The organism is Halomonas sp. (genome assembly GCF_033549285.1).
Taxonomy (GTDB): Bacteria; Pseudomonadota; Gammaproteobacteria; order Pseudomonadales; family Halomonadaceae; genus Halomonas.
The window spans coordinates 25,358-37,366 of the sequence record NZ_JAWSUJ010000036.1 but is presented as its reverse complement, the minus strand read 5'-3'; the positions used below and the strand labels follow the sequence as shown (position 1 = coordinate 37,366).

Here is a 12,009-nt window from a genome sequence, read left to right as displayed (position 1 = left end):
CCAAGCGCCAAGCGCCAAGCGCCAAGCGCCAAGCGCCAAGCGCCAAGCGCCAAGCAGGATGGTGCTCGCGCACCAATATGGCAACAAGAAAAAACCTCCAGCAGGCGACTCGTCTGGAGGTTTTTCCTGGCTGCTTGGCGCTTGTCCGCTTAAATCGCCTCGAAGGCCGCCAGTACGGCATCCCCCATCTCGGCAGTGGAAACGGTATGCGTCCCCTCCGAGGCAATATCGGCGGTTCTCAGGCCATCGTCCAGCACCTTGCCCACCGCGTCCTCGATGCGTCGTGCCAACGCCGGCTCATCCAGGGAGTAGCGCAGCATCATGGCCACCGAGAGGATGGTGGCCAGCGGGTTGGCGATGCCCTGGCCGGCGATGTCCGGCGCGCTGCCGTGGCAAGGCTCGTACATGCCCTGGCCGCTCTCGTTGAGAGAAGCGGAAGGCAGCATGCCGATGGAGCCGGTGAGCATGGCGGCGGCGTCGGAGAGGATGTCGCCAAACATGTTGCCGGTGACCACGACATCGAACTGCTTGGGGGCACGCACCAGCTGCATGGCGGCGTTGTCGACGTACATGTGCGAGAGCTCGACGTCCGGATACTCCGGCGCCAGGCGCTCCATCACCTCGCGCCACAGGATGGTGACCTCGAGCACGTTGGCCTTGTCGACGCTGCAGAGCTTCTTGCCGCGCTTCTGCGCCATCTCGAAGGCGACGCGACCGATGCGCTCGATCTCGCTCTCGGAATAGACGTAGGTATTGAACCCGACCCGCTCGCCGTCACGCTCCTCGATGCCACGCGGCTGGCCGAAGTAGATGCCGCCGGTGAGCTCGCGCACGATCATGATATCGAGACCGGCGACCAGTTCGGGCTTGAGGCTCGAGGCGGAGGCCAGCTGCGGGTAGGTAATGGCCGGGCGCAGGTTTCCGAACAGGCCCAGTTGCTTGCGCACGCCGAGCAGGCCCTTTTCCGGGCGCTTGCTGAGATCCTCGATCCTGTCCCACTTGGGGCCGCCCACGGCGCCCAGCAGGATCGCACGGGCCGCCTTGGCCTTCTCGAGGGTCTCGGCGGGCAGCGGCTCGCCGTGAGCGTCATAGGCGGCACCGCCCAGCAGCCCCTCCTCGACCTCGACATCCAGGCCGCGGGCCTGGCAGGCCGCCAGGATGCGGCTGGCCTGGGCGGTGATCTCGGGGCCGATGCCGTCCCCCGGCAGTACCAGAATCTTCTGAGTCATTACTTGGTCCATGTGCGACTACAGCCGGGTAACAAGAGTGCCGGGGGCAGGCCGAAGAGGAGGTCCTATGCCATGGATGGCATCGGTAGCGTACAGGGAAGTATTCACAGCGCCTCCTCGTAGGCCTGCCGCCGGATCAGCCCACGTTCCCGGCGGCAAGGGTGTGAGAGGGTGTCAAGCCTGAGCGGAATCGCGAAACAGCCAGGGCCGCGCCGCGCGATGCTTCGCCTCGAATTCGCGGATGGCGTCCTCGTCCTTCAGCGTAAGCCCGATGTCGTCCAGGCCTTCCAGCAGGCAGTGCTTGCGGAACTCGTCCACCTCGAACTCGATGATCTCGCCGGACGGCGTGATCACCCGCTGGTTCTCCAGGTCCACGTCGAGCCGGTAGCCCTCGTTCGCCTCGACCTCGGCGAACAGGCGGTCCACGGTCTCCTCGGGCAGGGTCACCAGCAGCAGGCCGTTCTTGAAGGCGTTGTTGTAGAAGATGTCGGCGAAGCTCGGCGCGATCACCACGCGGAAGCCGAAGTCCTCCAGGGCCCAGGGCGCGTGCTCGCGCGAGCTGCCGCAACCGAAGTTGCGACGCGTCAGCAGCACGCTGGCGCCCTCATAGCGCGGCTGATTCAGCACGAAGTCGGGGTTCTTCGGGCGCTGCGAGACATCCTGCCCGGGCTGCCCCTCGTCGAGGTAGCGCAGCTCATCAAAGAGGTTGACGCCGAAGCCGGTGCGCTTGATCGACTTCAGGAACTGCTTGGGAATGATCAGGTCGGTGTCGACATTGGCCCGGTCGAGGGGGGCGACGAGGCCTTCGGTGCGTTCAAACTTCTTCATCGTTCAGGCCTCCTGTGCCTGGGCATCGTCATTGGCGGCAAGCTGCCTGACATCCACGAAGTGACCGGCGATGGCCGCGGCCGCCGCCATGGCCGGGCTGACCAGGTGGGTGCGTCCGCCGAAACCCTGGCGACCCTCGAAGTTGCGGTTGGAGGTTGAGGCGCAGTGCTCGCCGGCCCCCAGCTTGTCGGCGTTCATGGCCAGGCACATGGAGCAGCCCGGCTCGCGCCACTCGAAGCCCGCCTCGATGAACACCTTGTCAAGACCCTCCGCCTCGGCCTGGCGCTTCACCAGGCCGGAGCCCGGCACCACCATGGCCAGCTTGATGGAGTCGGCGACCTTCTTGCCGCGCGCCACCTTGGCCGCCTCGCGCAGGTCCTCGATGCGCGAGTTGGTGCAGGAGCCGATGAACACCTTGTCGAGACGGATATCGGTGATCTTCTGATGAGGTGCGAGCCCCATGTACTCGAGCGCCCGGGTATAGCCACGCTGCATGGTCTCGTCGCCGGCCTCTGCCGGATCCGGGACCTCGCCGGATATGCCGGTGACCATCTCGGGACTGGTGCCCCAGGAGACCTGCGGCTCGATCTCGGCGGCATCCAGGGTCACCACCTTGTCGAAGGCGGCCTCGGCATCGGAGACCAGGTGGCGCCAGTCGGCCACCGCGGCGTCCCACTGCTCACCCGTCGGGGCGTAGTGGCGATCACGCAGGTAGTCGATGGTGGTGTCGTCCACGGCGATCAACCCGACCCTGGCCCCCGCCTCGATGGCCATGTTGCACACCGTCATCCGGCCTTCCATGGAAAGCTCGCGGATGGCGCTGCCGGCGAACTCGATGGCATAGCCGGTACCGCCGGCGGTACCGATCCGGCCGATGATGGCCAGCACGATATCCTTGGCGGTGACGCCGGTGCCGAGCTCACCCTCGACGCGCACCTGCATGTTCTTCATCTTCTGGGCCAGCAGGCACTGGGTAGCGAGCACGTGCTCCACCTCGGAGGTGCCGATGCCGTGGGCCAGGGCGGCGAAGGCACCGTGGGTGGCGGTGTGGGAATCGCCGCACACCACGGTCATCCCCGGCAGGGTCGCGCCCTGCTCCGGGCCCACCACGTGGACGATGCCCTGGCGCGGGTCGTTGATCTTGTACTCCTCGATGCCGAACTCGACGCAATTATCGTCGAGGGTCTGCACCTGGATCAGCGACACCGGGTCCTTGATGCCGGCGTTGCCCTCGGCGCGCTCCTTGAGCGTGGTGGGCACGTTGTGGTCCGGGGTGGCCAGGTTGGCATCGATGCGCCACGGCTTGCGTCCCGCCAGGCGCAGCCCCTCGAAGGCCTGGGGGGAGGTCACCTCGTGGAGCAGTTGACGGTCGATGTAGATCAGCGCGGTGCCGTCACCACGCTCCTTGACGAGGTGTTGCGACCACAGCTTGTCGTAGAGTGTCTGGCCTGCCATATCGTTCTCCCGGGCCTTGGGCCCTATCGTGTCCGGTCTCGGAATTGCACCACCACCGCGGCTTTACCGGGGGCAGACCTCCAAGGAGGCGCTGTGAATACTTCCCTGTACGCTACCGATGCCATCCCTGGCATAGGACCTCCTTTCCGGTCTGTCCCCCGGCGCCGCTTTTGCTCGGCGCTGGGCGCTATGTGTCCAGTCTCCCGCCCCTCGCCCATAAAATCAATTCATGTTATTTATGGATTGGATTCCTTTCAGGAATCCGAAAACCTCGCCAGAGAGCCGCCCATGGATACGCAGAGCCTGCAGGCCTTTCTCGCCGTGGCCGACAGCGGCAGCTTCTCCCGCGCCGCCGAGCAGCTGCACCTCACCCAGCCGGCGGTCAGCAAGCGCATCGCCGTGCTGGAGGGCCAGATCGACGCCCGGCTGTTCGACCGCATCGGCCGGCGCGTGAGCCTCACCGAGGCCGGCCGGGTCCTGCTGCCCCGGGCGCGACAGATCCTGGTGATGGTCGACGACAGCCGCCGGGCGCTGGGCAACCTCGAGGGCAGCGTCGCCGGCAGCCTGACGCTGGCCACCAGCCACCATGTCGGCCTGCACCGCCTCCCCCCGCTGCTGCAGGCCTATACCCGCGAACACCCCGAGGTACGGCTCGACCTGCACTTCCTGGATTCCGAGCAGGCCTACCAGGGGGTCCTGGATGGCGAGCTGGAGATGGCGGTGGTCACCCTGGCACCGCACCCTGACGCGCAGCTCCGGGTGGTGCCGGTATGGATCGACCGGCTGTGCTTCGTCTGTGGCCACGACCACCCCCTCGCCGGGCATGGGCGCCTAGCCCTCCAGGAGCTGTGTGCCTTCGACGCGGTACTGCCCGGCCCGATGACCTTCACGCGCGGCCTGGTCGAGTCACGCTTCGCCTCCGCCGGGCTGGACCTGCCGGTGGCGCTCTCCACCAACTACCTGGAGACGCTGAAGATGATGACCGCGATCGGTCTGGGCTGGAGCCTGCTGCCCGAACGCATGGTGGCCGGCGAACTGCACGAGCTGGAGGTCGTCCACCCGCCCATCCACCGGCCCCTGGGCTATATCGTGCATCGCAGCCGCACCCTCTCCAATCCAGCGCGGGCCATGCTGGCCCAGCTCGACGCCGCCCGCGAGCCGGCGGCCAGGGAGTGGGGCTGAGCACATCGGGCCATCGCACCACAACCTCACCGCCGCTGCGCGACGGATCGCGACGCAAGCGATCGCTCCCACAAAACCACTGGACTGTGATTCTGCTGTGGGAGCAACGGTTCGGCGCTCCGACTTCAGATCCGGTTCGACGCCTCGACGATGGCACCGCCACCAGGCGCCCAGGACAACCTCGCGGCGGATTGTTTAGACTGCTCACTATTTGCACGAGGATTCCAGTTCCGTGTCGGAGACTAACGCGGCGACCATCGTTCCCCGCCACGCCCTGGCCGGCGGGCTGATCCTTGCCGGCCTGGCCCTGCAGGTAGCGCAGTTCACGAACCTTTTTCCACTGGCACATGCGGTGAGCTACTGCCTGTGGCTGGCCACGGCCCTGCTGTGGTTGGATATCCCCCATCGCACCCGGCGCCAGGCGGGGATACTCGCCGCCCTTGGCCTGGGGCTACTGGTGCTGGCGCGCGTTTGGCACGGCGCTACGATCGACTGGCCGGGCATCCTCGACGGCAATACCTACGTGGTCGCCATGTTGGTCGGGGTCAGTTTCATCGGCCTGATCGGCAACCTGCGCGGACGGTCACGCCCCCCGGGCAAGGCCTTGACAGGTACCCGCGGCATGCTGGGCACCTGGCTGGGGATCCACCTGCTCGGCTCGATCCTCAACCTCTCCACGGTGTTCATGGTCGGCGATCGTCTGGAACGCCGTGCCCCGCTCTCCACGCCCCAGCTGCTGGGCCTCAACCGCGGCCTCTCCAGCGCCGCCCTCTGGTCGCCCTTCTTCGCCTCCATGGGGGTAGTGATGACCCTGGCGCCGGCGATGCACTACGCCACGATCCTCGCCTTCGGCCTGCCGCTTGCCCTGGTGTCGGGCATGCTGACGGTCGGGGAGCTCTCGCGACGCTTCGAGCTGGCCGACACCGCCGGCTTCTCGCTCTCGCCGCGCAGCCTGCTGATGCCGGTGAGCATGGCGGCCCTGGTGATGCTCTTCCACTACCTCATCACGCCCAGCCTCTCCATCGTCAGCATCATCACCTTCCTGCTGCCGGGCGTGGCACTTCTCTCCAACCTGCCTCGCGGGCCGCGCTGGACACTGCACCGGGTCCACCAGCACACCCTCACCCGGCTGCCGGCCATGCGTGGGGAGATCTCGCTGTTCCTCTGCGCGGGACTGCTGACCCAGGGGCTCTCGAGCTTCATCACTGCCGCCACGGGCAGCACCTGGACGCTCTTTGTCCACTTCGGCCCACTGGAGGCCACCGCCAGCTTCCTGGCCATCGTCGTCAGTGCCGTGGCCGGCCTGCATCCCATCATCGGCGTGTCGGTCCTCGCCTCGATACTCGACCTGGAGGCCGGGCGCCAGACCCTGTTCGCCTTCGTGGCCCTGGCCTCCTGGGCAGTGGGCACCAGCGTCGGCCCCCTCTCTGGCATCAACCTCTCGCTGCAGGGGCGCTATGGCGTCAGCGGGACCACGATGATGCACCACAACCTGGGCTATGCCGCCATCATGACGCTGCTGGTGGTAGGTGCCATCCTGGTGATGGAGGCAGGCCTGTGAGGAGGCTGATAAACTGTCATGGCAATCCCCGAAAACTGTTCCGGACTGGAGTCAAAGGATGGGAACTGCCGAACAAATATTGGATGAGCTCCGACATCTGCCCCCCGCCTTGCAGCAGGAAGTTCTCGATTTCGCTCACTTCCTTCGGAAGAAGAACGAGGGAGCAGAAGAGGAAAGTCTGATTCTTGCGCAGCAAACCAGCCTGCAAGGCATCTGGGACAATCAGGACGACGAGGCCTGGAACGATGTATCAGCCAGGTGATGTAGTCCTGATTCCCTTCCCTTTCTCTGATCTGCAAACAACGAAGCGTCGTCCCGTGCTGGTGCTGGGTGAGCCTGATCAGCGGAACGACTTCCCCTGCCTTGCCATCACTTCTCGTCCGCAGAAGCATTTTGCTGTGGCCATCACGCAAGAAGACTTACAAGAAGGCAAGATGCCCAAGGCAAGCTGGATACGTATCGACAAGGTCTATACGTTAAGTACTGCTTTGGTCGTCAATCGATTCGGCCAATTGACGCCCGCATGCTATTCGCTTGTGCATCAAAAGTTCTGCAAGCACTTCGTCTGCACATAGATCCCAACCCCAGCAGTCCCTACCTGCTAAGCGATGGACAATGTCGCGAGGCGCCTGGCGGCGCCATCGTCGAGGCGTCGAACCGGATCTGAAGTCGGAGCGCCGAACCGCCGCGAAGCGGGGGTGGGGGTCTGCCCCATCGCGGGGAGAACCTACACCTTCGGCGCACGCACGAAGTAGCGATGGCCACACTGGTGACAGGGCTCGATGCGGGTCACCCCCTCCAGCTCGACGATGGCATCGCAGTGCACGCAGGCCATGCGCCCGGGGGCGGCCATCTCGCCGGCGACATAGTCGGCGCGGGACGCCTCCAGGTCATCCTCGAGCTGTTCCCGCTCGATCACGCTGCGATCAGCGATGGAGAGCAGCGACTCCACCACCTTGCGTGACAGCATGGAAAGGTCGATCCCCAGCCAGGTGGCCACGCTCTCGCCCCCGGCATTGAGATAGCGACGCATCTCCTTGAGGTCGCGCTCGACCCAGGCGCGCAGCAGCGACAGCTCGTCCTTGGTGAACTCCTCCAGCTCGGCCTCGAACTCCACCGCCTCGTCGAGCTCCTGCTGCAGGTTCTCCCAGGTGAGCTCGTCGGCTCCCTCGCGCAGCCGGTCGAGCATGCGCTCGTAGGCCTCGCGAAGGCGGTGTTCGTGGTGCGGGTCCTTGTGCTCGGTCATGCTGATCTCCTCGAATCGCGATGGGGCCTGCCGGTCAGCCGGCGCTGCCCCGTAGCCGCCGGCCGCCGTGCTGGGGTATCCTAGCGGCCAGCCAGTAATGCCATTTAGACGACATCCCGCCGGAAATTCAATGGTTTCGCGCCGCCACGGCGCCGGATCTTGACGCCGGACAAGGGCCGCTGACATGCGCAGCGCCACGCCGCTGCGCTCGACTTTCAAGGTACCCGAAGAGAGCGATGGACGCACAGTACAAGCCCCACGAGACCGAACGCGACGCCCAGCAGTTCTGGGACGAGAACCAGTGCTTCAAGGCGGTGGAAGACGCCAGCCGCGAGAAGTTCTACTGCCTGTCGATGTTCCCCTACCCCAGCGGCAAGCTGCACATGGGGCATGTGCGCAACTACACCATCGGCGACGTGGTCTCCCGCTACCAGCGCATGCAGGGCAAGAACGTCATGCAGCCCATGGGCTGGGACGCCTTCGGCATGCCGGCGGAGAACGCCGCGATCCAGAACCGGGTACCGCCGGCCAAGTGGACCTACGACAACATCGACTACATGCGCCGCCAGCTCAAGGCGCTGGGTTTCGCCTACGACTGGAGCCGCGAGTTCGCCACCTGCGATGTCGACTACTACCGCTGGGAGCAATGGTTCTTCACCAAACTGGTGGAGAAGGGCCTGGTCTACAAGAAGATGTCCACCGTCAACTGGGACCCGGTGGACCAGACGGTGCTGGCCAACGAGCAGGTGATCGAGGGGCGCGGCTGGCGCTCCGGCGCCCAGGTGGAGCGCAAGGAGATCCCGCTGTGGTTTCTCAAGATCACCGACTACGCCGAGGAACTGCTGGCCGACCTGGAGCGCATCGACTGGCCCGAGCAGGTCAAGACCATGCAGCGCAACTGGATCGGCAAGTCGCGCGGCGTCGAACTCTCCTTTGACATCAAGCCCGCCGAGGGCTCCGGCCTCGAGGCCGTCGAGGGTCCGCTCGCAGTCTACACCACGCGCCCCGACACCCTGATGGGCGTCACCTACATGGCCGTGGCCGCCGACCATCCGCTGGCGAAGCAGGCCGCCGAGCGCAACGAGGCGCTGGCCGACTTCTGCGCCGAGTGCGCCCGTGGCGGCACCTCGGAAGCCGAGCTGGCTACCCGCGAGAAGAAGGGCATGCCCACCGGCCACCTGGCCGTGCATCCCCTCACCGGCCGCGAGGTCCCGGTCTACGTGGCCAACTTCGTGCTGATGGAGTTCGGCACCGGCGCCGTCATGGCCGTGCCCGGCCACGACCAGCGCGACTGGGAGTTCGCCACCAGGTACGGCCTGCCCATCGAGGCGGTCATCGCCGACGAGAGCGGCCAGGCGCCGGACCTCTCCCAGGGCGCCCATGACGACTACGGCACCCTGATCCACTCCGGCGAATTCGACGGCCTGGACTTCGAGGCGGCGTTCGATGCCATCGCCGCCCGGCTCGAGGAGCTGGGTCGCGGCGAGGTGAAGACCAACTTCCGCCTGCGCGACTGGGGCGTGGCCCGCCAGCGCTACTGGGGTGCGCCGATCCCGGTCAAGTACGGCCCCGAGGGCCAGACCGTGCCGCTCACCGACGAGGAACTCCCGGTGGCCCTGCCCATGGAGGTCACCGTCGACGCCACCGGGTCGCCGCTCAAGCGCATGCCGGAATTCTATGACCTGGGCGACGGCTGGACGCGCGAGACCGACACCTTCGACACCTTCATGGAGTCCTCCTGGTACTTCGCGCGCTTCTGCTGCGCCGACAACATGGAAGCGATGCTCGACGAGCGGGTCGACTACTGGCTGCCGGTGGATCTGTACATCGGCGGCATCGAGCACGCCATCCTGCACCTGCTCTACGCCCGCTTTTTCACCAAGCTGATGCGCGACCTGGGGCTGGTGAAGAGCGACGAGCCCTTCCAGCGCCTGCTCACCCAGGGCATGGTGATCGCCGAGACCTACTACCGCCCCACCGAGAACGGCGGCAAGGCGTGGTTCAACCCCGCCGACGTCGAGGTCCAGCGCGACGACAAGGGCCGCCCGGTCAGCGCCGTGCTGGCAAGCGACGGGGCGCCGGTGGAGATGGGCGGCATCGAGAAGATGTCCAAGTCCAAGAATAACGGCGTCGACCCGCAATCCATGATCGACCGCTTCGGTGCCGACACCGTGCGCCTGTTCATGATGTTCGCCGCCCCGCCGGAGCAGTCCCTGGAGTGGTCTGACGCCGGCGTCGAGGGGGCCCATCGCTTCCTCAAGCGCCTGTGGCGCCTGGTCAGCGAGCACCTTGCGGCCGGAGAGCCCGGCACCCTCGACCTCGATGCCTTGGACGACGCGCAGCGCGAGTTGCGTCGCAAGACCCACGAGACCATCAGGAAGGCCGGCGACGACATCGGCCGGCGCACCACCTTCAACACCGCCATCGCCGCGGTGATGGAGCTGACCAACGCCCTCTCGAAGTTCGAGGACACCTCGCCCCAGGGGCTGGCCGTGGCCCGTGAGGCGGTGGAAGCCTGCGTGCTGCTGCTCGCGCCGATCACCCCCCACGCCTGCCACACGCTGTGGCAGGCGCTGGGCCATGACGAGCCGGCGATCGATGCCCGCTGGCCACAGGTCGACGAGTCCGCCCTGGAGCGCGACACCATCGAGCTGGTCGTGCAGGTGAACGGCAAGCTGCGCGCGCGCATCGAGGTCGAGGTCTCCGCCACCAAGGAGGCCATCGAGGCCCAGGCGCTGGCGGCGGAGAACGTGCAGCGCCACACCGACAGCAAGACGGTCCGCAAGGTGATCGTGGTGCCCGGCAAGCTGGTCAACATCGTGGTGGGCTGAACGCCGCACCCTGACACGGAGAGCCCCATGCAGCGCCGAACCCTACTGCAACTCGGCCTCGCCGCCGGCGCCTCCCTGGCGCTGGCAGGCTGCGGCTTTCGCCTGCGCGGCCTCGACCAGCCGGTGGTGGCCATCGATGCCCTGGCCCTGGAGGGCGAGGAAAGTGAGCTGGCTCGGCTGGTCGCCCGCCGCCTGGAGGATGCCGGTACCCGGATCGATGGGCAGGCGGAGCAGGTGCTCAACCTGGGCGTGGAACGCTTCAGTGAGCGGCGCCTGAGCGTGCTCGACAGCGGTCCCCGTGACCTGGAGATGAGCCTGGAGGTGCCCTTCTCGGTGCAGCGACGCGCCGATGGCGCCTACTTGCTCGACCAGCAGCGCCTGGAAGTCAGCGAGCGACTGACGGTCAACGATGATGAGCTTCTGGCCCAGGACGACCTGCGCGAGGCCACGCGCGAGCGGCTGCGCGACCAGGCCGTGCGTCAGCTGATGGACCGCCTGCGGGCGTTGGATCCGCAGTGAAGGGGCTTTCGTGAAGGTACTGTCGTGAAGGTATTCGCCGACAAGCTCGAGGATGCGTTGGCCAAGAAGCTCCCCCCGGTGGTGATCGTCGCCGGCGAGGAACCGCTGCAGCACATGGAGGCCTGCGATGCCGTGCGCGCTGCCGCTCGCCAGGCCGGTGTCGATGAGCGCGAGGTCCTGCACGTGGAGGCCAACTTCGCCTGGGGACGCCTCACCGAGGCCGCCGCCAGCCTCTCGCTGTTCGCCACGCGGCGGCTCATCGAAGTGCGGCTGGGCAGTGGCAAGCCCGGCCAGGAAGGCGCCAAGGCACTTCGTGACTACGCCGAGTCACTCAAGGGCAGCGATGATGTCCTGCTGCTTTCGACCGGCAAGCTGGACTATCGCGAGCAGAAGAGCGCCTGGTTCAAGGCCCTGGACAAACTCGGGCTCTTCGTACCGGTCTGGCCGGTGGATCCCTCACGACTGGGCTTCTGGCTGCGGGACCGAGCCTCCCGCCACGGCCTCTCCCTGGACCTCGATGCCGCAAGACTTCTCGGCGAGCGCACCGAGGGCAACCTGCTCGCCGCCGACCAGGAGTTGCAGAAGCTGGCCCTGCTGCTGCCGGCGGGCGCGCGGGTCGGCCCCCGGGAAGTGGCGGGCGGCGTGGAGGACAGCGCCCGCTATGACGTCTTCACCCTGATGGACGCCTGTCTCAAGGGCGAGCGGTCTCGAGTCACAAGGATCATGGCCGGCCTGCGCGGCGAGGGGGTCGAGGCGCCCATCGTGCTCTGGGCGCTGTCCCGGGAACTGCGCCTCCTTCTCTCCCTCCAGCAGCACCTCGATCAGGGCCAGAGCCTGGAGCATGCCTGCAAGGCCCAGAAGCCGCCGATCTTCGAGAAGCGCCGTCCCGCCTACCAGCAGGCCCTCGCCCGCCTACCGCTCAAGCGGCTGCACAAGCTGCTGCTCTTCGCCCAGCGCCTGGACCTGGCGATCAAGGGGGGCAGCCGCGTGCCGCTGTGGGATGGCCTCCATGACCTGGCCCTGACCCTGGCCGGCGGTCGCGGCCTGCTGGCCGAGCTGCCCTCGTCCTACCGCATAGGCTGACCTGGCACCCAACTCCCCTCCCACAAGGGCATGAAATTTCACATCATTCCGTCCTATACTGGACGGGCATCGTGG

The 12,009-nt window shown here is 66.6% G+C and carries 11 protein-coding genes; 7 read left to right on the top strand and 4 right to left on the bottom strand.

Annotated features, from left to right (window positions below):
- Positions 1–149 precede the first annotated feature (149 nt).
- The 3 genes from leuB to leuC form a co-directional block, all read right to left on the bottom strand.
- Positions 150–1,229: a 3-isopropylmalate dehydrogenase gene (gene leuB / locus SCI24_RS10125; RefSeq protein WP_318725247.1), complete on the bottom strand. Its 1,080-nt coding sequence runs from the start codon at positions 1,227–1,229 to the stop codon at positions 150–152.
- Positions 1,230–1,403: 174 nt separating this feature from the next.
- The gene (gene leuD, locus SCI24_RS10120) at positions 1,404–2,057 is read right to left on the bottom strand and encodes a 3-isopropylmalate dehydratase small subunit (RefSeq protein ID WP_318725246.1); all 654 of its coding nucleotides are present in this window, start codon (positions 2,055–2,057) and stop codon (positions 1,404–1,406) included.
- Positions 2,058–2,060: 3 nt separating this feature from the next.
- Positions 2,061–3,512, bottom strand: coding sequence for a 3-isopropylmalate dehydratase large subunit (gene leuC / locus SCI24_RS10115; RefSeq protein ID WP_318725245.1), 1,452 nt, complete (start codon positions 3,510–3,512; stop codon positions 2,061–2,063).
- Positions 3,513–3,800: 288 nt separating this feature from the next.
- On the opposite strand from leuC, the gene SCI24_RS10110 reads away from it, so the two are divergent.
- The 4 genes from SCI24_RS10110 to SCI24_RS10095 all read left to right on the top strand — a co-directional run bounded on the left by SCI24_RS10110 (position 3,801) and on the right by SCI24_RS10095 (position 6,830).
- Positions 3,801–4,694: a LysR family transcriptional regulator gene (locus tag SCI24_RS10110; protein WP_318725244.1), complete on the top strand. Its 894-nt coding sequence runs from the start codon at positions 3,801–3,803 to the stop codon at positions 4,692–4,694.
- A 232-nt stretch (positions 4,695–4,926) separates the two neighbouring features.
- A complete protein-coding gene (locus SCI24_RS10105) occupies positions 4,927–6,255 on the top strand; it encodes a hypothetical protein (RefSeq protein ID WP_318725243.1) in 1,329 nt (442 codons plus the stop codon).
- A gap of 58 nt (positions 6,256–6,313) precedes the next feature.
- A complete protein-coding gene (locus tag SCI24_RS10100) occupies positions 6,314–6,517 on the top strand; it encodes a DUF2281 domain-containing protein (RefSeq protein WP_318725242.1) in 204 nt (67 codons plus the stop codon).
- Positions 6,501–6,830, top strand: a complete 330-nt coding sequence (locus SCI24_RS10095; protein ID WP_318725241.1) for a type II toxin-antitoxin system PemK/MazF family toxin — start codon at positions 6,501–6,503, stop codon at positions 6,828–6,830. The genes SCI24_RS10100 and SCI24_RS10095 overlap by 17 nt, the downstream gene beginning before the upstream one ends.
- A 152-nt stretch (positions 6,831–6,982) precedes the next feature.
- On the opposite strand, the gene SCI24_RS10090 is transcribed toward SCI24_RS10095, so the two are convergent.
- Complete coding sequence (locus SCI24_RS10090) at positions 6,983–7,501, bottom strand: zinc ribbon-containing protein (protein WP_318725240.1); 519 nt, start codon at positions 7,499–7,501, stop codon at positions 6,983–6,985.
- A gap of 236 nt (positions 7,502–7,737) precedes the next feature.
- Here SCI24_RS10090 and leuS point away from each other — a divergent pair, with 236 nt between their 5' ends.
- From leuS to holA, 3 genes are read left to right on the top strand one after another with little or no spacing between them, the layout of a single operon-like run.
- A complete protein-coding gene (gene leuS / locus SCI24_RS10085; protein ID WP_318725239.1) occupies positions 7,738–10,332 on the top strand; it encodes a leucine--tRNA ligase in 2,595 nt (864 codons plus the stop codon).
- A gap of 27 nt (positions 10,333–10,359) precedes the next feature.
- Positions 10,360–10,851 carry an LPS assembly lipoprotein LptE gene (gene lptE / locus SCI24_RS10080; protein ID WP_318725238.1) on the top strand — a complete coding sequence of 164 codons (492 nt, stop codon included), beginning with the start codon at positions 10,360–10,362 and terminating at the stop codon, positions 10,849–10,851.
- A 24-nt stretch (positions 10,852–10,875) separates the two neighbouring features.
- Entirely contained in the window at positions 10,876–11,934 is a 1,059-nt protein-coding gene (gene holA / locus SCI24_RS10075; RefSeq protein WP_318725237.1) for a DNA polymerase III subunit delta, read from the top strand.
- The last annotated feature ends 75 nt before the right edge of the window (positions 11,935–12,009 follow it).

Bases quoted from the DNA above. Each gene is read 5' to 3' on its own strand.
- leuD (WP_318725246.1), bottom strand. From the start codon at position 2,057: ATGAAGAAGTTTGAACGCACCGAAGGCCTCGTCGCCCCCCTCGACCGG.
- leuB (WP_318725247.1), bottom strand. From the start codon at position 1,229: ATGACTCAGAAGATTCTGGTACTGCCGGGGGACGGCATCGGCCCCGAG.
- SCI24_RS10100 (WP_318725242.1), top strand. From the start codon at position 6,314: ATGGGAACTGCCGAACAAATATTGGATGAGCTCCGACATCTGCCCCCC.
- SCI24_RS10110 (WP_318725244.1), top strand. From the start codon at position 3,801: ATGGATACGCAGAGCCTGCAGGCCTTTCTCGCCGTGGCCGACAGCGGC.
- leuC (WP_318725245.1), bottom strand. From the start codon at position 3,512: ATGGCAGGCCAGACACTCTACGACAAGCTGTGGTCGCAACACCTCGTC.
- SCI24_RS10095 (WP_318725241.1), top strand. From the start codon at position 6,501: ATGTATCAGCCAGGTGATGTAGTCCTGATTCCCTTCCCTTTCTCTGAT.
- leuS (WP_318725239.1), top strand. From the start codon at position 7,738: ATGGACGCACAGTACAAGCCCCACGAGACCGAACGCGACGCCCAGCAG.
- SCI24_RS10090 (WP_318725240.1), bottom strand. From the start codon at position 7,501: ATGACCGAGCACAAGGACCCGCACCACGAACACCGCCTTCGCGAGGCC.
- lptE (WP_318725238.1), top strand. From the start codon at position 10,360: ATGCAGCGCCGAACCCTACTGCAACTCGGCCTCGCCGCCGGCGCCTCC.